General features: G+C 46.1%; 23 protein-coding genes. 2 read left to right on the top strand and 21 right to left on the bottom strand.

The window, feature by feature from the left end:
- Nucleotides 1–65: 65 nt before the first annotated feature.
- From H7R39_RS03935 to mqnP, 21 genes are all read right to left on the bottom strand, one after another.
- A complete protein-coding gene (locus H7R39_RS03935) occupies nucleotides 66–1,367 on the bottom strand; it encodes an ankyrin repeat domain-containing protein (protein ID WP_185898049.1) in 1,302 nt (433 codons plus the stop codon).
- 213 nt (nucleotides 1,368–1,580) lie between these two features.
- Nucleotides 1,581–2,519, bottom strand: a complete 939-nt coding sequence (locus H7R39_RS03930) for an NAD(P)/FAD-dependent oxidoreductase (RefSeq protein WP_185898048.1) — start codon at nucleotides 2,517–2,519, stop codon at nucleotides 1,581–1,583.
- 10 nt (nucleotides 2,520–2,529) lie between these two features.
- A complete protein-coding gene (locus tag H7R39_RS03925; RefSeq protein ID WP_185898047.1) occupies nucleotides 2,530–2,979 on the bottom strand; it encodes a hypothetical protein in 450 nt (149 codons plus the stop codon).
- On the bottom strand, nucleotides 2,979–3,293 hold the full coding sequence (gene trxA / locus H7R39_RS03920; RefSeq protein ID WP_009495082.1) for a thioredoxin: 315 nt from the start codon (nucleotides 3,291–3,293) through the stop codon (nucleotides 2,979–2,981). The genes H7R39_RS03925 and trxA overlap by 1 nt, the downstream gene beginning before the upstream one ends.
- A gap of 70 nt (nucleotides 3,294–3,363) precedes the next feature.
- Entirely contained in the window at nucleotides 3,364–3,702 is a 339-nt protein-coding gene (locus H7R39_RS03915) for a YraN family protein (protein ID WP_185898046.1), read from the bottom strand.
- Nucleotides 3,703–3,705: 3 nt separating this feature from the next.
- On the bottom strand, nucleotides 3,706–4,968 hold the full coding sequence (locus tag H7R39_RS03910) for a homoserine dehydrogenase (RefSeq protein ID WP_185898045.1): 1,263 nt from the start codon (nucleotides 4,966–4,968) through the stop codon (nucleotides 3,706–3,708).
- Nucleotides 4,965–6,173, bottom strand: coding sequence for an LL-diaminopimelate aminotransferase (locus tag H7R39_RS03905; RefSeq protein WP_185898044.1), 1,209 nt, complete (start codon nucleotides 6,171–6,173; stop codon nucleotides 4,965–4,967). Before H7R39_RS03905 ends, H7R39_RS03910 begins: the two co-directional genes overlap by 4 nt.
- Before the next feature lie 10 nt (nucleotides 6,174–6,183).
- Nucleotides 6,184–6,981 carry a hypothetical protein gene (locus H7R39_RS03900; RefSeq protein WP_185898043.1) on the bottom strand — a complete coding sequence of 266 codons (798 nt, stop codon included), beginning with the start codon at nucleotides 6,979–6,981 and terminating at the stop codon, nucleotides 6,184–6,186.
- On the bottom strand, nucleotides 6,975–7,988 hold the full coding sequence (locus H7R39_RS03895) for a phosphatidylglycerophosphate synthase (RefSeq protein WP_185898042.1): 1,014 nt from the start codon (nucleotides 7,986–7,988) through the stop codon (nucleotides 6,975–6,977). The genes H7R39_RS03900 and H7R39_RS03895 overlap by 7 nt, the downstream gene beginning before the upstream one ends.
- On the bottom strand, nucleotides 7,981–8,661 hold the full coding sequence (rlmB, locus tag H7R39_RS03890) for a 23S rRNA (guanosine(2251)-2'-O)-methyltransferase RlmB (protein ID WP_185898041.1): 681 nt from the start codon (nucleotides 8,659–8,661) through the stop codon (nucleotides 7,981–7,983). Before rlmB ends, H7R39_RS03895 begins: the two co-directional genes overlap by 8 nt.
- Nucleotides 8,662–8,742: 81 nt before the next feature.
- Nucleotides 8,743–9,555 (bottom strand): 16S rRNA (cytidine(1402)-2'-O)-methyltransferase, encoded by an 813-nt coding sequence (gene rsmI, locus H7R39_RS03885; protein WP_185898040.1) that lies wholly within the window; start codon nucleotides 9,553–9,555, stop codon nucleotides 8,743–8,745.
- A 4-nt stretch (nucleotides 9,556–9,559) separates the two neighbouring features.
- On the bottom strand, nucleotides 9,560–9,760 hold the full coding sequence (rpmE, locus tag H7R39_RS03880) for a 50S ribosomal protein L31 (RefSeq protein ID WP_002947184.1): 201 nt from the start codon (nucleotides 9,758–9,760) through the stop codon (nucleotides 9,560–9,562).
- A gap of 83 nt (nucleotides 9,761–9,843) precedes the next feature.
- Nucleotides 9,844–10,500 (bottom strand): 16S rRNA (uracil(1498)-N(3))-methyltransferase, encoded by a 657-nt coding sequence (locus H7R39_RS03875; RefSeq protein WP_185898039.1) that lies wholly within the window; start codon nucleotides 10,498–10,500, stop codon nucleotides 9,844–9,846.
- On the bottom strand, nucleotides 10,497–10,910 hold the full coding sequence (locus H7R39_RS03870; RefSeq protein ID WP_185898038.1) for a hypothetical protein: 414 nt from the start codon (nucleotides 10,908–10,910) through the stop codon (nucleotides 10,497–10,499). The genes H7R39_RS03875 and H7R39_RS03870 overlap by 4 nt, the downstream gene beginning before the upstream one ends.
- A complete protein-coding gene (locus tag H7R39_RS03865; protein ID WP_185898037.1) occupies nucleotides 10,907–11,089 on the bottom strand; it encodes a hypothetical protein in 183 nt (60 codons plus the stop codon). The genes H7R39_RS03870 and H7R39_RS03865 overlap by 4 nt, the downstream gene beginning before the upstream one ends.
- A gap of 5 nt (nucleotides 11,090–11,094) precedes the next feature.
- Complete coding sequence (locus H7R39_RS03860) at nucleotides 11,095–11,676, bottom strand: 6-pyruvoyl trahydropterin synthase family protein (protein ID WP_122872840.1); 582 nt, start codon at nucleotides 11,674–11,676, stop codon at nucleotides 11,095–11,097.
- A 71-nt stretch (nucleotides 11,677–11,747) separates the two neighbouring features.
- On the bottom strand, nucleotides 11,748–12,512 hold the full coding sequence (locus tag H7R39_RS03855; RefSeq protein ID WP_185898036.1) for a 7-carboxy-7-deazaguanine synthase QueE: 765 nt from the start codon (nucleotides 12,510–12,512) through the stop codon (nucleotides 11,748–11,750).
- A 206-nt stretch (nucleotides 12,513–12,718) separates the two neighbouring features.
- Nucleotides 12,719–13,687: a GTP 3',8-cyclase MoaA gene (gene moaA, locus H7R39_RS03850; protein ID WP_185898035.1), complete on the bottom strand. Its 969-nt coding sequence runs from the start codon at nucleotides 13,685–13,687 to the stop codon at nucleotides 12,719–12,721.
- Nucleotides 13,688–13,828: 141 nt separating this feature from the next.
- The gene (locus tag H7R39_RS03845; protein WP_185898034.1) at nucleotides 13,829–14,341 is read right to left on the bottom strand and encodes a DUF6115 domain-containing protein; all 513 of its coding nucleotides are present in this window, start codon (nucleotides 14,339–14,341) and stop codon (nucleotides 13,829–13,831) included.
- On the bottom strand, nucleotides 14,334–14,852 hold the full coding sequence (locus tag H7R39_RS03840; RefSeq protein WP_185898033.1) for a hypothetical protein: 519 nt from the start codon (nucleotides 14,850–14,852) through the stop codon (nucleotides 14,334–14,336). Before H7R39_RS03840 ends, H7R39_RS03845 begins: the two co-directional genes overlap by 8 nt.
- The gene (gene mqnP, locus H7R39_RS03835) at nucleotides 14,849–15,715 is read right to left on the bottom strand and encodes a menaquinone biosynthesis prenyltransferase MqnP (RefSeq protein WP_185898032.1); all 867 of its coding nucleotides are present in this window, start codon (nucleotides 15,713–15,715) and stop codon (nucleotides 14,849–14,851) included. Before mqnP ends, H7R39_RS03840 begins: the two co-directional genes overlap by 4 nt.
- A 90-nt stretch (nucleotides 15,716–15,805) precedes the next feature.
- On the opposite strand from mqnP, the gene miaA reads away from it, so the two are divergent.
- Both miaA and H7R39_RS03825 read left to right on the top strand, forming a co-directional pair.
- Nucleotides 15,806–16,696: a tRNA (adenosine(37)-N6)-dimethylallyltransferase MiaA gene (gene miaA / locus H7R39_RS03830; RefSeq protein WP_185898031.1), complete on the top strand. Its 891-nt coding sequence runs from the start codon at nucleotides 15,806–15,808 to the stop codon at nucleotides 16,694–16,696.
- Nucleotides 16,697–17,215: 519 nt separating this feature from the next.
- Nucleotides 17,216–18,292: an epoxyqueuosine reductase QueH gene (locus H7R39_RS03825; RefSeq protein WP_185898030.1), complete on the top strand. Its 1,077-nt coding sequence runs from the start codon at nucleotides 17,216–17,218 to the stop codon at nucleotides 18,290–18,292.
- Nucleotides 18,293–18,333 lie beyond the last annotated feature (41 nt).

Here is an 18,333-nt window from a genome sequence, read left to right as displayed (position 1 = left end):
CGAAATTTGAGTTAAATTCGCTCAAATTTAACTCAAATTTTCGCTGACGCCTTATCTCCTTTTATCTATTTGCTTTGTAAATTTGAGTTTGAGTCTGATTTACTTCTGTTGCTATCTACGTAAATCACCTGAGCCATGCCGCTTTCGGCTCTACCTATAGCGCTATTTATCCCCTCTTGCTTTTCCATTTCGTTTGCCCATTTGATAAAAGCCCTAATGTCTTTAAACGTAGCATTTTCATCGGGGCAATGCGGATTATAGAAATTTATATCTTTGTCAAATTCTTCTATCTTTTTCGGGTCTATCGGCTTTGGTTTGTATTGTAAAAGGCCGTCTTCATATAGTAGCGAATAAGGAGCATATTTGTATTTATTATTGGTCCTTTGTATCTTTTCTTCGGCCTCTTCGTCTCTACCTTGATTCATTTTATAGATATAGTTTTCTTTATAATCAATCAATCCCTTGCGCTTTTTATAGCACTCCTCATACGCCTTCTTTAGCTCCTCTTTAGTAGGTTGCCCCACGACGTCGTATTTTAAAAGAAGCTCTAGCATGGGTTCGTAGTTTGGGATAGTATCTAGCAAGATATATAAAGATCGCATAAATTCGGAATCGTCTCTTAGTCCGTGAAAAAACGTATTGTGATGATCGTCTAGTTTCGGTCTATACCCGCTAGCAAGGGCAAGCTCGGTCATCTCTACGTAGTTATGGGTTACTATATATCCTATCGGATCGTTTACGTCTTTGGATTCTTTGTTAACTTGATAGTTGTCTTCAAATATTATCTTTACATCGTCTCCGTCTATGATAAGCTTTTCGATATTGTAGTAAAAAGGAGTTTTTCTATACCACTGCACCGCCTTTACTTCATCAAATTTAACCCCGCTATCAAGTAGCAGCTTAGCGGTCTTTGTAGAGTTGTTTTCTATGGCGTAGGCTAGAGGCGAGAGTTTGTAGTTATCTTGCGTGTGAGCGTTTACGCCCATATCTATCAGCCTTTTTGCCGTGACTTCGTCGTCGTAAAAGCTAGCGTACATCAAAGGAGTAACGCCGTCTATGACGGGAGAGTCTACGCTAATGTTATTATCTTGCATAAATTTTAAAATTTGATCCGTTTGCTTTGATTTTAAAAGCTTGCGGAAATTTTCAGCAAATGCGTCGTCCTTTATCTGTTTATCTATATCCCAGTATCTAAAAGCAAAGTCGTCTATCTCCTCTTGCGTTACGTATTTGCTTAGTTCCGAACCGGGGATTATCTTGGTATCGGCGGTAACGACGAAACGGGTGGGGCCGGATAGTTTTTCGTAAATAAAATTTACGAAAACGATGAGGGAAAGAGCGACGAGGCTAAGTGCGAGTTTGTTCAAATTTATCCCTTAAGTCAAATTTGCGAAATATTAGCCAAAGGGCGGTTAAATTTGAGTGAATTTGGTGGCACGGGATTTGAAAAATGCGGGAAAATTTAAATAAAGGCAAATTTGACTAAATTTGAAAGGATAAGGCAAAACTCGGTAAATTTGGGAAAATTTGAAGTATAAAGAAAAAATTTAGCCGAAAAGCTCGGCTAAATTTGAGAAATCTTAGTGTAGGCTCTCGATGTAGCTAAGCACGCTAAGGGCCGCTACTGCGCCATCTCCTGCGGCCACGATGACTTGTTTTGGCGCGTCTTTTCTGATGTCGCCCGCGGCAAATAACCCCGGCACGCTAGTTTGCATCTTTAGATCGACGCTCACTTGGCCGCCATCCTCGGTCTGGCATACGAATTCGCCGTTTTCTTGACGGAGGACGTCGTTGTTTACGTTAAGCCCGACGAATACGAAAACGCCCGGCACTTTTAGGTCGCGCTCGCCATCTTTCGTGTTTATGATTAGACCTGCTAGGCCTGCTTTGTCGCCATAAGCTTGCTTGATCGTGGCGCTCGTGATAAACTCGATTTTAGCGTTAGCGCGGGCCTTTTCTAGCGTGACGGGAGCGGCGCGAAACTCGTCTCTGCGGTGGATGATATAGACGCGCGAGCAGATGTTGGCTAGATACAAGGCCTCCTCGATCGCCGTATCGCCGCCGCCCAGAACCGCGACTTCTTTGTTTTTATAGAAAAATCCGTCGCAAGTCGCGCACGTGCTCACGCCTCTGCCGAAAAACTCGTCCTCGCCCGCAAAGCCTGCGCGGCGCGGAGTGGAGCCGGTGGCTACGATGACTGCTTTGGCCTGCTCTTCTTTGCCGCCTTCAAGCTTGACCGTGAAGCTGCCGTCGGCGTTTTTTACCACGCGCTCGACGCCCGCCATCTCGTGCTTTAGTCCAAAACGTGTGCACTGTGCGACCCACGTGCTCATGAAGTCTATGCCGCTCTCGCCAGGAGCTTTTTGGCCGGGATAGTTTTCTATCTCAGAGCTGCTCGTGATCTGGCCGCCTGGCATACCTTTTTCAAACATTACGACGTTTTTTAGTCCGCCGCGAGTGGCGTAAAGTCCCGCGCTAAGTCCTGCAGGACCGCCTCCGATGATTGCTAAATCTAACATATTTTTTCCTTTAAATTTTATTTATTTTTGAATCTTGTTTATAAATGCCGCCCTTTTGCGCCTTTAGCTCCACGCTGGCGGGCAAAGACGTGATATTTAGGACGTGCATCAGCTTTAAAATCGTATTTATATCCGACGCGACGAAATTTATATTTCCATCGCTAGGCGCGCGTTTTTGGAGTAAATCCACGGCGACGATTTTTAAATCCTTGCTTGAAGTTTTTAAAATTTCCTTCCAATCTGATTGGTTGGAGCTAAAAACCACGAGTAAAAATTTATCGTCCTGCGGCGCGAAAATTTGAGCCTGCTCATAAAAAACCAGTTCGTTAAAATTTACGAATTTATACTGCGAAAATCTGTAATTATTGTAGGCAAATACGCCTGCTACCAGCGCTGCGCCGATAAAAGACGCAAAAACGGAGGTGAGAGGAAGCAGGCTTCCTCCTCGTCTAAAAACCATTAAAGAAGCGAATTTATCTTATCGGCTATGGCTTGTTTTGATTGTGCGCCGACCATTTGCTCTACGACTTCGCCATTTTTGAAAAATAGAAGCGTAGGGATCGAGCGGATGCCAAATTCTACGGCTAGGTCTTGCACCTCGTCGGTGTTTACTTTGCAAATTTTAGCTTTGCCCTCAAACTCCTCGGCTAGCTCGTCGATGACCGGAGCAAGCATACGGCAAGGTCCGCACCAAGGCGCCCAAAAATCTACTAGCGCGACGCCCTCTTTAGCGACGTCGAAATTCGCAGTCGTTAGTTCTACGTATTTTCCCATTTTATTCTCCTTATTAAAGATAGTTGTAATTATACACGAAAGTATCTAAATTTTAGCTAAATAAGAATTTTTACAAACTAATATTTTCTATCCACTTTATTTCGCCCTTTTTTATCGCGATCAAATCGACCTGAAAATCGGCATTTGCACTGTTTTGTAGCAGATAAAAATCGATAGTTTTTAAAATTTTATTAAATTTAGCGGGCGTGAGGCGATACTCGGCCTCATAGTCGCCCTGCGTGGCTTTGATTTCGACGAAGCGCAAAACGCCGTCTCTTTTGGCGATGACGTCGATCTCGCCGAATTTGGAGCTAAAATTTCTAGCAAGTATCTCGCAGCCGTTTTTTAGTAAAAACTCGCACGCCAGATCCTCCGAGCTCTTGCCGAAAAGATACGCCCTAAGTCCCAAATTTTACTCTTCTATCCTCATCATAAAAGGTTTTTCTTTTACGAACTCTTGCTCTTGTAAAATCTCCATAGTGCGTCTGACGTCCTTTTCCACGCTTGTGTGCGTTGTGAAAAATAGTGTCGCATACGGACTTTCGTCCTTTGGTTTTTGTAGCAGACTATCGATAGAGAGGTTGTTTTCGCTCATTAAATTCGTGATTTTAGCCAGCACGCCAACCTTGTCCTCGACCCTGAGCCTAAAATAATATTTCGTGCGAATTTCGCTCGGATCTAGGAGCTCAAGCGCATTTAGCTCAAACGGCGCCTTGTAGCCTAGCATCGGAGATTTGCCGTCTCTGGCGATGTCGATCAGGTCGCTGATGACCGAGCTCGCCGTCGCCGGACCGCCCGCGCCCGGACCGTAAAACATCGTCTCGCCGACTGCGTCGCCCACTACGCTCACGGCATTTGTCACGCCGTCTGTTTTAGCTATCATTTTATCTTTTGGTACTAGTGCCGGATGCACGCGCAGCTCAACCTTGTCGCCTGTTTTTTTGGCGATAGCTAGTAGCTTGATGACGTACTCGAAATCGTTAGCGAAAAAGATATCCTCTGGCGTTATGCCTTCGATACCTTCTATCAGGATGTCTTCGGGGTTGCCGTGCACGCCGTATGCGATGCTGGCTAGGATTAGTAGCTTGTGCGCCGCGTCAAAGCCTCCGACGTCAAATGTCGGATCGGCCTCGGCATATCCTAGCTCCTGGGCTTTTTTTAGCACGTCCGCGAAATTTGAACCCTTGCTCATCATCGAGGTTAAGATATAGTTGCTCGTGCCGTTTAAAATCCCGTTGATGCTTAGGATGTGGTTTGCACTAAGGCCCTCGCGAAGGGCTCTGATGATAGGTATGCCGCCCGCGACGCTAGCCTCAAAGCCAAACGGCGTGTTTTGCGCTAAATTTTGCAAGGCGTAGCGGTGATAGGCTAGTAGCGCTTTGTTTGCCGTTACGACGGCTTTTTTACGCTCTAAAATTTTACTAACGATCCTAAAAGGCTCCTCGACGCCGCCCATAAGCTCGACGAAAACGTCGATATCCTCGCGCTCTAGCACGCTATCTATATCGTCCGTGAGAGGGATGGCGATGTCTCTTTTTTTGCTTAAATTTCTAACGACGCCGATAACCGGAACTATCTCTTCGCCGCATCTTGCCGCGATCAGTTTTTTGTTTTGGAGTAAAATTTTAGCAACGGCTTCTCCGACCGTGCCGACGCCTAAAATGGCTATATTCATGCAAATTCTTTCAGATATTTCTTGACGTTTCGCGCCGCTTGGCGGATACGATTTTCGTTCTCGATGAGAGCAAGGCGCACGTAGTCGTTGCCGCCCTCGCCAAAGCCGATACCCGGGCTCACCGCGACGCTTGCTTTAGTAAGCAGTTGTTTGGAAAACTCGAGGCTGCCGATGTTTCCGACTTGCGGCGGGATTTTTGCCCAGATAAACATACTCGAGCTTGGCTTATGCATCTCCCAGCCGGCACTTGCAAAGGCTTCTAGCATCACGTCGCGACGTTTTTCGTAAATTTGACGGATATCCTCGACGCAGCTTTGATCGCCGTCTAGTGCGACGGTAGCGGAGACTTGGATCGGGGTAAACATGCCGTAATCGACCCATGATTTTATCTTTTTAAGAGCGGCGCAAAGGCGCTTGTTTCCGCACAAAAATCCGACGCGCCAACCGGCCATATTGTAGCTTTTTGATAGGGTGTAACACTCGACGGCGACGTCTTTTGCGCCTTCTACTTCAAATATACTAGGCGTCTTGTAGCCGTCAAAAGTAAGGTCTGCGTAGGCGATGTCCGAGATCACGTAAAAGCGCTCTTGTTTGCTCATCGCGACTAGCCGCTCGTAGAAGCTCTTTTGCACGGTTACGGTCGTCGGATTGTGTGGGAAATTTACGACGACGTATTTTGGTTTTGGCGAGCTTGAGCGGATAGTGTGAAGTAGGTCTTCGAAAAATTTATTTTCGTCAAGCTCAAATTTGTCGTTGTATTTTAGCGGCATCTTCGCCACGCTACCGCCGGCAAATAAAAACGCCTGCGTGTGGATCGGGTAGGCAGGATCCGGCACTACGGCTACGTCGCCCGGGTTTATCACGGCCTGAGCTAGGTGCACAAAGCCCTCTTTACTGCCCATAACGGCGACAGCCTCGGTGTCGGGGTCTAAATTTACGCCGTATTTGCGCTTGTACCAGTTGCAGATGGCTAGGCGTAGTTTGTAGATGCCAGCGCTCGCCGAGTAGCCGTGGGTTTTATCTTTTTGAGCGCTTTCGCAGAGCTTATCGACGATGTGTTGAGGCGTGCGGCCTTCGGGGTTTCCCATCGAAAAGTCGATGATATCTTCGCCCGCTCGGCGTGCGGCCATTTTTATGGCGTTTACCTCGGCAAATACGTAGTTTGGAAGTCGTTCTATCGTATTAAATCTAATCTCGTCAAACATGAATTTCTCCTTATTCTAGGTAGATTTTGAGTCCCCGTTTGATATTTTCTAGGCTAACCGCATCGTCGATCATTATGTATTTTGCATTTTGAGGAAGCGAGACTTTTAGGCTATTTACGGGCTTGCTAGTTTGCTTTTCGTCAAGCAAATTTAAATTTTTATCCAAAATTCTCATGACGGCGGACCAGCGATCCTCTGCGCTAGCGCTTATAACTGCGCTTTTTGCGCCGCTAGCGTCGATTAGATAGGGCTCGAGCGGCTTTGAGAGCTGAACTTCTTGCAAAAACTGTACCGGAGTTTGATTTATAGAGGAATTTGACGCGTCGATAACGTACTCGTAGGATAGCTCGCCTGGTCTGTTGATGTCGGTTATCTCGGTGCCGCTTTCTTTAAGCGCGGCGTAGAGCGAGCCTGGATCCGGGATAAATTTGGTGTCGATCGTCACGCCCCAAAGCACGCCGCCGGCGTTAGAAAATTCGCTCGTTAGGATGTTGTTGTAGCCTAATCCGTTTAGGGCGTCTTTTGCGATCTTCATGATAAGTAGCGGGTCGTTTTGGCGCGAGATAAATTTGATATTTACCTTGACGTTTTGTTTGTAGGATAGACGCAGGAGCGAATTTGACTTTAAAACGTTTGAAATTTTAGCGATATCGGGCTTGCCGCTTGCGTTTAGATATGCCGAGCCGTCGCCAAAGAGCTGAGTCGCTTTTGCGCTATTTTGACCGAGCAGGCCGCCTGCTATATCTACTACGCTGCCCGCAAGGCAAAGGGCCGCGCTAACGGCTAAAAGTACGAGCTTTTTTACCATGATTTGCCCTTGTTTAGAGCTACAAATTCGTCGTATGTGAGCAGCGAAACCTTGTCTTTTTCTATTAAAAATCTTTTTGGCCTATCGTCGCTAAATTTGATCGTTTGTCCGTCTATTTCGAGGTTTATATTGCCATGCCCGGTTACTGCGAGCTGCTTTTTGCCTATTTCGATTGTGAAGCTATTTGTCGTATCTACGGAGCGCTTTTTATTTTCGTCCAAATTTATAACGCCCAGCCACGTTTTTTTGCGCGGTACGATTTTTATCTCTTTGGTGCTTGCCGTCAGATGCCAAATTTTATCGTCGTTTGCTTGCTTTATCTCTTTAGAAGCATCGCTTGATGTATTTTGCTCTTGATTTTGCGTGATATTTTCTTCTTTATTTGTTTGAGCGGTTTCGTTCTTGTCGGTATTTACGCTTAAATTTACTTCCGGCATAGCTAAGGTTGCGGATGCATTTTCTTCGGTTGGTAAAATCGGCTCGAGATTTTTTATGGCATATAGATTTTCGTCATTTGTAGCGTTTTTGCTCTCTTGTTTTGCTTCGTTTAGGTTTTTGGCCGCTTGTTGGACGGCGACGGCTCCCGTGTAGGTAACGCTTTTATTCTTGTCTTCGAAAATGTTTAAAACATTGCTAAGGTGATTACCTTCGTTAAGTACGTATATTACGCCCGCAAGAACCGCAACAAGCGCTAAACCAAGGAGTTTCACGCCTGTATTAGAGTGTTTGCCGTCTGCGGTGTATGCGGATATCTTAGGCGATACGGATATGCTTTTGTGTTCGTTCTTTTGATTGCGCTCGGACATAAACGCCTCATACTCGCTCATCCATTGTGAAAAGTCGATATTTAGCTCGCGCTCTAAAATTTTAATGAAGCCTTTAACGTTTAAACGTACCAATTTTTCAAAATTTTTATCAGCGATGTAGCCTAGGTGCTCGGCCTCTATATGAGTTCTTCTCGAGACTTCGTTTAGTCCCAGCTCTTTTATCAAACTTATATCATTCATTTATAATCCTATCGCAAAGTATGGCAAACGCGGCCGAGACGTTTAGGCTGTCCCAGTCGTTTTTCATTTTTATTCCTACTATTTCGTCGCTTTTGGCAAGGACTTTTTTGTGCAAACCTTCGCCCTCGCTGCCCATCACGAGCGCGACTTTTTGGTTAAATTTGACCTCGTGGGCATTTTTACCGCCGCTTGCCGTGGCGTAAATTTTAAATCCGACTTGTTTTAGCTCGTTTAGCAAGCTAAGCCCGTCCTCTACGAGAGCGATATTTGCCTCGTAGGCCGCACCGCTACTAGCTCGCAACACGCCTTCCATCGCTAAATTTTTAGCGACGACTACGACGCCTCCGCAGCCGAGTGCATGCGCCGTTCGGACGATGGCACCGATGTTTCCAACGTCGCTAAGTCCGTATAAAACCGCTATAAAATTTTGTTTTTTTATCTCGTCGATGCTCTTAAACTCAAACTCTTCGACCTCGGCTAAAAAACCCTGGTGATTGCCGCCGTGTGCGAGAGCTTGAGCTTTTTGATTATCCACGCGTTTTATCGGCGCGCCGACGCCTACGATCTGCGAAAATAGCGCCTTGTCGCACTCCTTGGCGAGATAGACCGTTTTGACGCTTTTTTTATAGTTTTTTATGATGTGCAAAAATAGCTGTTTTCCGTATATTATCATCGCCTGATAATAGCTAAAAATCGGTAAAATTTAGCTAAATTTCGGATAAATTCGTCGCTTGTTTAAGCGCGCATTTGTGTTTTAGCGAGTGAGTTCGGAGTAAATTTCTTTGGCATTTCTGCCGGTGATTTTGGCTAGGAGTTTGGCCTTGGCTTTGGGGGAAATTTCAAGCTCTAAAATATCGTTTTGAGTGATTTTTTCTGATGTAAAATTTGGATTTTTTTGCACTACGACGCACCACTCGCCGCTTAGATTCGCCTCTAGTAGCTTTTTTGCCAACTCGCTTGCCGTGGCTCTAAATTTGATTTCAAATTTTTTCGTCGCCTCTTTTATGGCAAAAATTTCTCTATTCGGCTCAAGTTTAGCAAAGTCTAAAATGAGCGAAAGTATGCGTTTGGGGCTTTCGTAGATGACTGCGGGAAATGGCGAATTTAGCGCATTTTGTACCGCTGCGGCTCGCTCTTTGCCGTTGTTTGGCAAAAATCCTAAAAAGCAAAATTCTTTTTCGCAAAGACCGCTTGCGACGACGGCTAAGAGCGCGGCGTTTGATCCGCTTAGCACTTCGTATGCGATGTCGTTTTTTATCGCGAAATTTACGAGCGCGGCTCCAGGATCGCTGATGCCCGGCATGCCCGCATCGCTTAAAAACGCGATGTTTTTATCAAAAATTTCAAGCTCGATTTTGGATAAAATTTCATCTTCGTTATGCGTGTGTAGCGGGATAAATTTTTGGATATTTATATTTGCGTCAAAACGCGTATTTAGCAGGTTTACGAGAGATTTTGCGACTCTGGTATCTTCGCAAAAGAGTATCTCGCATTCGCGCAAAACGCTCAAAGCGCGAAGCGAGATATCGCTTAAATTTCCTATCGGAGTAGGAATGAAATATAACAAAGGATTATTTTAAGTTATATTTTTTCTTAAATTTATCGACGCGGCCCGCGCTATCTACGATCTTTTCGCTGCCCGTGAAAAACGGATGGCACTCTGAGCAGATGTCCACTCTGATCTCGTTTTTGTTTGACTTCGTAGTGAAGGTGTTGCCGCAAGCGCAAGTTACTTTGCACTCAACAAATTCCGGATGAATTTCTTTTTTCATTTTTTGTCCTTTTATCGTCTGATTTTTTAATTTTCATTTAAAGTAAGGCGAGATTATACAAAAAACTTCGTAAAAAATCAAATTTAAATTAAAATTTTAGCCGCTATGCCTAAAATCGCCGTTTGCGAGCGCAAAATATTTTTTGCTCTCAGTCCGTATTTTTTCGCGACCGCCTCTCGCTCGCTTCCGCTAAATCCCCCCTCGGGCCCGACCGCTAAAATTTCCTTGCCCGCATAGCCGTCTAGATTTTGGCCCTCAAAGTCGATAAGAGCGATGTTTGGGTAAAATTTGGCTAGCTCGTCCAGGCTTTTATAAATTTCAAATTTCATCAAATCATTTCGTCCGCACTGCTCGCACGAGCTTATCAAAATGCGCTCTAGGCGCGAAAAATCGAGTTTAAAGTTTTTTTGCGAAAACTCGCCGTAAAAAAAGACGATTTTAGCTACGCCCATTTCGTTTAGGCTAGGTAGCGTTTTTTCGATCGTTTTTGGATCGATGACGGCCCAAGCTAGCGTTAGATCGCTATTTCGCACTTCCACGTCGTGCGAAAATATTAAATTTAGCTCCGCGCCCCTTTTGTCTAAATTTACGATTTCATAGATGTGATTTTGTCCATCGGTCAAATTTCGCACGTCGATGCGCTCGCCCACCTTAGCGCGCCGCGCCTTCAGGTGCAAAAACGCCTCGCCCTCAAGCCTGATCTGTTCGTTTTTGGCCTCTTTTGAATATAAAAATTTCATCTCACCCCGCTTGCAATTAGTATCAAAACAAAATCGGCCGCGATTTTTAGGCGCATTTTGGCTCTAAAAGCGGCGAAATTTTTAGTTTTCATCGCCGCTTTTAGCCGCTTAAACTCCATCGCCCCAAGCCCGATAAGCAGCGCCCAAACCGCGATCATAACGAGAGCTTTAAGGCTCGGATAAAAGTAAAAAACGCTCATCAAAAGTAGCCCCGTAAGCATCATCGCGGCCAAAAACGCGTAGTAGGTAGGCAAAAACAGCCTGATGCGCTTAGCGTAGGCTGGCGAGTTTACGCCGAAATTTATCAGGCAAAAGTGCGCCGCGACTAGCGCCAAAAGCGCAAAAGCAAGCCCGATGTGAATGGAGCGCGCTAGCTCGTAGAGTTCTGATAGATGCTCGTTAAATTTCATTTTTCGGGCACCGGCTCTGGCGGCATATTTTCGTCGATACTTACGTTTGCGTCGCTTTGCGCGATGGGTACGTCGCTAGGCACGGTGCCTCCAAGATCCAGTGATGCGGGCTCCTTTTTCTCCTCGCAACCGCTAAAAAACAGCGCCGCTAGCGTCAAAATCGCAAGAATTTTCCTCATTTGCGCTAGACCTCCTTTGGATTTACTATTTTTTTGCCTAGCTTGATCTTCTCAAACAGCTCCGCGTCCTCCCACTCGGCTCTAACGCCCTCGGAAAAGACGATCTCGTTCAAATTTACCTCGCCCATTTTGGCGTTATACGCATCCTCTCTGAAGCACTGCGCGTAGCCCGTGTCGGTCTCGTGGACGATGACGCTGTGAAGCTTCACTTCGCGCTCGCCGTTTTGCATCTGCGTGGTTTTTAAAAGCCTATCGATCATCACGAAAAATATCCTGCAAAACTGCTCTGCGGACGGGTTTAGCGGGATCTCGATCCAGCGCGCGGAGTGCTTTTTGAGGTCGTTTTTGTACTCGGCTCCGTCGCCGCTAAATATCGTCGTGCAGTGATCAAAGCTATCGATGATGCAGCCGATGTCGCGCTTCATCAGGCCAAAATCATACACCATTCCCGCGTTATCGAGGAAATTTGACTCGAGTAAAATTTCTGCCCTGTAAGAGTGCCCGTGGATACTGGTTTTGCAGCGTTTTGAGCTACAAAATCTAACGATATGAGCGTTTTCAAATTTAAACATTTTTCTTATTATCATCTTAGCTCCGTTTATTAAATTTTACCGTTTCGCGCCGTAAAGATACGGGTAACGCCGCCTAAATTTAGGCTTTAAACCCCTTCTTTTGCGCCCCAAAGCCTGATATGCAGGCGATCTGAGTAGCTAAAACCGTGCTTGATCGCAAACTGCGCGACGGCTAAGGCGTTTTGCTCGAGGCTTATTTTATCATAACCTTGCGGCATACAAAAGACTTCCGCGTCGCAAATCTCTAAAATACGCGAAATTTGCGCTATGGCCGAGCCGTCTTCCGCGCTTTTTTTATCAAGGACGAATTTATAAAAACTGCCCGTGGCGTTTTGTTTTATGACTTTTAGAGCGCTAGCGTTGATACGCCTAGCCTCGCTCTCGCCGCTATTCTCGAGCTTGACGCTGACGGCAAAGCGGCATCTTTTATAAATCTCAAATTTGGCAAAATCCACCTCGATCGTACCGTTTGTTTCAAAATGCGCCTCGTAGCCCTCGCTAGTCGCAAAATTTAAAAAATCTAGCAAAATTTGATTTTTGTGATGTAGTAGCGGCTCGCCGCCAGTAATTACGATGATAGGCTTTTGGCGTAAATTTGCGCTCAAATTTTGCGTTATTTTTATGAGTTCGTCCGCGCGCAAGATTTTTTGATACGAAAAATGCCCCGTAAAAACTGCGCGGATCGTGTCGCAGCCTGTTAGCGTTTCGCCGGTTTTGGGCGAGACGGCGCGCACTCCAAAGCCTGCGCAGTTTAGATTGCAGCCAGCAAAACGCAAAAAAATCGCCAAACGGCCGCTGCTTGCGCCTTCGCCTTGGATGCTTAGGAAACTCTCGACTAGGTTTAAACTCAAATTTCGCCTTTTAAATTTTGGTCGATTATAGCAAAATTTGAAGGATAGTTTTATGGAGTTGGGCGGATTTTACGTCAAATTTGAGCGGGTTTTGTTAGAAAAACGGCGTCAAATTTACGGATAAAAATATAAAAATCAAGCGCGGTTAAATTTGGTAAAAAGCAGGCTAAACCTACGGCAAATTTGACGTAAATTTAGCCCTGATTTCAGCCGCCCGTTTGGTAAAAGGCGCGGCTTGAGGTCTCGTTTTGAGCGCCGATCGCCCATTTGTTTTCTTTGGGTTTGTTTTGCAACACTTGGCGCAAGATCTCGCTAGCTCCCGCGATATCGCCCTTTCTTACGGCGTCTTTTATGCTCATCGCATCCTCGAAGTATAGGCACGGGATGAGATGCCCCTCGGCCGTGAGGCGTATGCGGTTGCAGCTCTCGCAAAAGTCGTGTTTGTGCGGGTCGATGACGCCAAAAGTATAGCCGTCCTCTAGCTTGTAGATGCTGGCTGGCCCCGTCGGGATCTTTTCGGCTGCTTCGAAGCGATATTTTTTCGCGATGACGTCTAAAATTTCAGCCGATTTCATGCCTTTTAGTTCATCGTTTGCGTGGATGTTTTCCATGTATTCGATAAAGCGAATTTGACAACCCATAGAGCGCGCAAACTCTAGCAAAGAGACGATCTCATCATCGTTTACGCCTCTTAGCGCGACGGTGTTTAGCTTGACTTTTAGCCCGGCTTCAAGCGCAGCGTCAAGGCCCGCTAAAACCTCGTGCAGGACGCTTTTTTGCGCGAGAAATTTAGCCTTTTCAGTTTTTAAGCTATCAAGCGACATATTTATGCGTTTTAAACCCGCGTTTTTTAGGGCTTTTGCGTAGTGTTTGAGCATAAAGCCGTTTGTAGTGATAGCTAGATCGACGTCCGGGCTGTGATCGTTTATCATCGCGATAAATTTGTCCAAGTCCTTGCGCAGTAGTGGTTCGCCGCCGGTTATGCGGATCTTTTTTACGCCTTCGTCTAGGCAGACTTTGACAAATAAAAACAGCTCCTCAAAGCTCAGTAAATTTTCTCTAGGTTCCCAGCTAAACGGAGTTTTAGGCATGCAGTATTTGCATCTAAAGTTGCATCTTTGCGTGACCGAAATACGCAGATAATCAACCGTCCGTCCGTGCCCGTCTATTAACATTTTTCCGCCCTTAAATTTTATCAAAACCATTTAATTTTGATTTGGTTAAAAGGCATTATAGGAAGTTAAGCTTTAAATTTTTTTAAAATTCGCGTATGAAAATAATGTTATTTTTTTATATTTCGCGCCGGGGTTTTAACGCTATATCAGCTCTCGCAGTTTTAGCGTCAGCTCGACCTTGCCCACGCCCACGCACAGCTCTTTTGCGATGCTTTCGACGCTTTTGCCTTCGCTATACATCTGCACGATGCGCTTTTCGTCGTCCTCGCCGTTTGGTGCGGAGATTTTGCTGATACTTTTGGTGCGCTCCTCAAGCGTAAAAAGTCTATCTTGTTGCTGGCTTTGGAAGCTATCTATCGAGCTTTCGATGCCTTGTAGGGTGTTTATTATCGGGGTTATTTTTTGATTTATTTTTTCATTTAGACGCTGTTCGAGGTTACTTTCTAGCTGCACTACGTCAAATTCGGCAGGCTCGCTTTGATTAAAATTCGCAACCTGTTTTTTTACAGCGTGAAGCTCTTGTATCAGGCTTTCGATCGCTTTTTCGTATCTTGAAAATTTCCTCGAAGCCTCTAAATCTTTTATAAAAACCAGCACGAAAAGCACCGTTAAAATCAGCCCGAAAATGACAAATATTATCAAGTCGTTATTCATCGTTCATCTCCTTTAGTTCTCTTATCATAGCGCGCTCTCTGGCCGTCACGTAGCCGTTGTAGTCGCTCTCGTCGCTCTCGTTTATGCGCGTGATTTTGGCGGTTTTCTCATCTAGCGCTTCAAAAAATATCGCCACGTCTCGCTTCGGAAAGATAGGCATAAAAATGCGTCCGTAGTAGCCGGCGCCGTTTTTAAATTTAGCCTCTTTTATCCTAAAATTTTCAAAATTTATCCCGTCTAGCACGCTGGATTGCGCAAGCTCGAGTTTTATGAATTTTTCATTTTTTATGTAGGCGTTTAGCTCGTCAAATTTGCGGTGAAGCTCGACTAGCAGCGTCAGTATCACCTGATCGCTTTCCTTCGTGTCGCCCTTTGCTTTGGCGCGCTTTATCCACGCTCCTAGCGGATCGTCCTCGTTGCCGCTTAGCTTGTCGAATTCGCGCAAAAACTCACTCTCGCGGTCGCCCACTTCCTCAAAAACTATGTCTAAATTTGCCGGAACCAGTCTCATAAGCTAGCCCAAACGAAAACGAAAAAAAGTATGCCCAGATAGCCGTTTAGCGTGAAAAACGCGCGGTCGATCTTGCTAAAATCCCGCCTAACGATGCGGTGTTCGGCTATTAGGATGCCTCCGCAAAGCAAAATGCCCACAAAGGCCGCCGCGCCAAGCCATCCAGCCCACGCAAAAAGCAACCAAAATATCACGGCTGTGGCGTGAAATATCGCCGAGATAAACATCGTAGCCTTTTCGCCGTAAACGCTAGGGATGCTAAAAAGCCCGTGCTCTCGGTCAAATTCGATATCTTGGAGCGAATAAAGCAGGTCAAATCCCGCCACCCAAAACATCACGCCAAGGCAGAGCAGCACGCTAAAAAGCGGTATCTCGCCGGTAACAGCGACGGCTCCGGCGATTGGTGCAAGCCCCAGCGAGAGGCCTAAAACTAGGTGCGCTAGCTCGCTAAAACGTTTAAAAAGCGAATATCCGCCAAGCACCGCCAGGATCGGAAAGCTCAGCCAAAACGCAAGCTCGTTTACTAGATAGGCGACGAGCACGAAGATGGCGGCGTTTGCCGCGATAAAAATTTGCAAATTCGTCTTGCCGATACGTCCGTCCACGCTCGGGCGATTTGCCGTGCGCGGGTTTAGTTTGTCGATATCCTCGTCCTTGTAGCGGTTAAACGCCATCGCGAAATTTCGCGCCGAAACCGCGCAAAGAACGCCCAAAATAAGCAGCTTCCAGCCAAACCAAGCCGTGCCGTTTACCTGCGTGCTCGCCGTTATCATCGCGGTAAATATAAAAGGTAGTGCGAAAATCGAGTGCTTAAAAACGATCAGTTCGTTAATATCTTTTAAAATATTTATAAATTTTTGCATAATCTTCCTGAAATTTTTGCTTTATTTTATCTTATAAAAGCGTAAATTGTGATAAAATTTGAGCCGATTCACGAATTTTAAGGCATTTTTATGAAAGAACTCGCCATCATCGGCACCACCGCTAGCGGAAAAACAGCACTCGCGTTAAAACTCGCAAGCGAATTTAACGGAGTGATTTTGAGTCTTGATTCGCTTTGCATTTATAAATTCATCGATATCGCAAGCGCTAAGCCGACCGCGGACGAACTAGCCTCGGTGCCGCATTTTGGGGTAAATTTGCTCATGCCTGATGAGCATTTTGACGTCGGGATGTTTTTTGAGGTTTATAAAACGGCTCGCGAATTTGCGCAAAAAAACGGTAAAAATTTATTTATAACCGGCGGCAGCGGATTTTATCTAAAGGCGCTGCTATCGGGTCTCACGCCTAAATTTGAGCGCGTAAAAAGCGGTTTAAGCAACGCTCAAATTTACGAGCTCGTTTCAAGCCTGGATCCGGAGTTTGCCGCCAAATTTAGCGCAAACGATACCTACCGCCTGCAAAAGTGGTTTGATATCTACTCGTTTTTGCGCTCTAGCGGGCGAAATGATGCCGTGAGCGCGTATCTGCGCGAAAATACCCTGGCTCCCGTTGCGTCAAATTTGGCGATTTTTGAGCTTAGCTGGGATAGGGACGAGCTGAGGGAGCGTATCAAAGAGCGCACTAGGGCGATGTTTGAGCAGGGTTTGCTGAATGAGGCGCGGGAGCTTTTTGCGCGGTATCCGAAGCGACCAAAGCCGCTAAACTCGGTCGGTCTAAAAGAGTGCGGCGAGTTTTTGCGAGGCGAGATCAAAACCCAGGCCGAGTTAGAGGAGCTCATCTGCACGCATACGGCGCAGCTGGCCAAGCGCCAGCGGACGTTTAACAGATCGCAGTTTGAGGGTAAATTTAGCGGCAGCGTCGGGGAGTGTGAAGAGAAGATCACAGAATTTTTAAAGGGATAAAGTTGCAAATTTTTCGGCTCGTCTTTTGAGTGCTTTTTGCGGAGCTTGCTAAAATTTAGCTCGGCGGACTATCTGTCCAGCCTACGCTAAATTTTATCTACGCAACCCCAAAAATCATCTCAAAATACTTCGCCTTGACTTTTTACGCTCAAATTTGCAAATTTAACTCGAAATTTTACGCACCGAGACCTGCATCTTGACGGTGCTAAATTTGGTTTAGTCAAAATTTAGCGCGCTGCGCGTTTTTTAAATTTAAGCCGCTAGCTTTAATGAAATTTGCAGTTAAATTTAGTAAAATCGGCAAAAATTATTTAGACACGATAGGCATAGTTTTAATAGATGTTTCTTACTTGCAAAATAGCGGATCGTGGTTGCTATGATAAAATAAAAGGCGAAGTATCGCATGGCTAGACTAGGCGGCTGAAAATTTTGTGACGGGAGTTACCGTGCTGGTAATGACCGAGCGAAATTTTAAGACAACGACGTATAGCGCCGCGAGACGAGCCGTAGAAAGGTAAAATGTTAGTTCATATTTGCTGCTCGGTCGACAGCCACTATTTTCTGCAACGCCTGCGCGCCGACCGTCCGCACGAGCGTCTCATCGGCTATTTCTACGACCCCAACATCCACCCGTACAGCGAGTTTTTGATGAGGTTTCGCGACGTAAAAAGAAGCTGCGAAAAGCTAGGCGTCGAGCTTATTTGCGGCGAATACGAGTACGAGGCGTGGCTTGCGGGCGCAAAGGGACTTGAAAACGAGCCCGAAAAGGGCAAGCGCTGCGCGTATTGCTTTGATTTTCGCGTGGGAAATTCGGCTAAAAAGGCCGTCGAACTCGGCGAAAAAACCATCACCACTACGTTGCTGATGAGTCCGAAAAAGGACTTCTTGCAGCTTGAATCCGCGCTAAATAAAGCCGCCGGCGAATACGGCCTTGAAGCCTTTGCTGTGGACTACCGCGCGGGCGGCGGCACGAACGCGCAGTTTGAGCTTGCTAAAAAAGATAAACTCTATCATCAAAACTACTGCGGCTGTATTTTCGGGCTTAGCAAGCAGCGCGAGGCGCAAAAACTGCCGCTTAGCGAGCTTATGAGCGAGGTTAGCGGGCGCGTGATGCCGGGCGGCATCGAGGAGCGTCTGGAGCTTTATGAAAAGGTGCGAGAGTGCGATGCTGCGGGCGCGCCGTTTCATCTGTCGCGCAAGTATTTTCTAAACTACCGCTTGCTGCGCGCCTACGTCAAATTTGACAAAGCCGCCCTGCCGTCGTATTTTTTGCTCTACTCGCATTTTAAGCGCGAAAACGTCAAATTTAGCGTGAGCGAGTCGGCTCAAATTTGCGACGAGCTGCGAGACGGCGTGACGCTGCTAAATTTGGCTAAATTTAACGAACTTTCGGGCGAAAAATTCGCTAGCGTAAACGAACTCTGCCGCCGGCCTATCGCCGTATCTCGCGAGCTGGAAATCCGCCGCGAGCTGTGCGGAGAATTTAGCCAAAATCCTATAATCGTGCTGGACGAAATTCGCGCCGGCAGATACGAAATTTACGCCAAAGACGAGCTTTATAACGATAGCCGCGAGGTTTTGGTAACGCAAATTTGAGCTAAATTTGGCGCACTCGAGATAAAAAGCGAGCGCGAAAA

It is taken from the genome of Campylobacter massiliensis, from assembly GCF_014253065.1.
Taxonomy (GTDB): Bacteria; Campylobacterota; Campylobacteria; order Campylobacterales; family Campylobacteraceae; genus Campylobacter_A; species Campylobacter_A massiliensis.
This window is presented reverse-complemented; position numbering and strand designations above follow the sequence as displayed.

Excerpts from the sequence above, each read along its gene's own strand:
- H7R39_RS03930 (WP_185898048.1), bottom strand. The coding sequence starts at position 2,519 with ATGTTAGATTTAGCAATCATCGGAGGCGGTCCTGCAGGACTTAGCGCG.
- H7R39_RS03925 (WP_185898047.1), bottom strand. The coding sequence starts at position 2,979 with ATGGTTTTTAGACGAGGAGGAAGCCTGCTTCCTCTCACCTCCGTTTTT.
- trxA (WP_009495082.1), bottom strand. The coding sequence starts at position 3,293 with ATGGGAAAATACGTAGAACTAACGACTGCGAATTTCGACGTCGCTAAA.
- H7R39_RS03910 (WP_185898045.1), bottom strand. The coding sequence starts at position 4,968 with ATGAATATAGCCATTTTAGGCGTCGGCACGGTCGGAGAAGCCGTTGCT.
- H7R39_RS03905 (WP_185898044.1), bottom strand. The coding sequence starts at position 6,173 with ATGTTTGACGAGATTAGATTTAATACGATAGAACGACTTCCAAACTAC.
- H7R39_RS03900 (WP_185898043.1), bottom strand. The coding sequence starts at position 6,981 with ATGGTAAAAAAGCTCGTACTTTTAGCCGTTAGCGCGGCCCTTTGCCTT.
- H7R39_RS03895 (WP_185898042.1), bottom strand. The coding sequence starts at position 7,988 with ATGAATGATATAAGTTTGATAAAAGAGCTGGGACTAAACGAAGTCTCG.
- rlmB (WP_185898041.1), bottom strand. The coding sequence starts at position 8,661 with ATGATAATATACGGAAAACAGCTATTTTTGCACATCATAAAAAACTAT.
- rpmE (WP_002947184.1), bottom strand. The coding sequence starts at position 9,760 with ATGAAAAAAGAAATTCATCCGGAATTTGTTGAGTGCAAAGTAACTTGC.
- H7R39_RS03875 (WP_185898039.1), bottom strand. The coding sequence starts at position 10,500 with ATGAAATTTTTATATTCAAAAGAGGCCAAAAACGAACAGATCAGGCTT.
- H7R39_RS03870 (WP_185898038.1), bottom strand. The coding sequence starts at position 10,910 with ATGAAATTTAACGAGCATCTATCAGAACTCTACGAGCTAGCGCGCTCC.
- H7R39_RS03865 (WP_185898037.1), bottom strand. The coding sequence starts at position 11,089 with ATGAGGAAAATTCTTGCGATTTTGACGCTAGCGGCGCTGTTTTTTAGC.
- H7R39_RS03860 (WP_122872840.1), bottom strand. The coding sequence starts at position 11,676 with ATGATAATAAGAAAAATGTTTAAATTTGAAAACGCTCATATCGTTAGA.
- moaA (WP_185898035.1), bottom strand. The coding sequence starts at position 13,687 with ATGTTAATAGACGGGCACGGACGGACGGTTGATTATCTGCGTATTTCG.
- H7R39_RS03845 (WP_185898034.1), bottom strand. The coding sequence starts at position 14,341 with ATGAATAACGACTTGATAATATTTGTCATTTTCGGGCTGATTTTAACG.
- H7R39_RS03840 (WP_185898033.1), bottom strand. The coding sequence starts at position 14,852 with ATGAGACTGGTTCCGGCAAATTTAGACATAGTTTTTGAGGAAGTGGGC.
- mqnP (WP_185898032.1), bottom strand. The coding sequence starts at position 15,715 with ATGCAAAAATTTATAAATATTTTAAAAGATATTAACGAACTGATCGTT.
- miaA (WP_185898031.1), top strand. The coding sequence starts at position 15,806 with ATGAAAGAACTCGCCATCATCGGCACCACCGCTAGCGGAAAAACAGCA.
- H7R39_RS03825 (WP_185898030.1), top strand. The coding sequence starts at position 17,216 with ATGTTAGTTCATATTTGCTGCTCGGTCGACAGCCACTATTTTCTGCAA.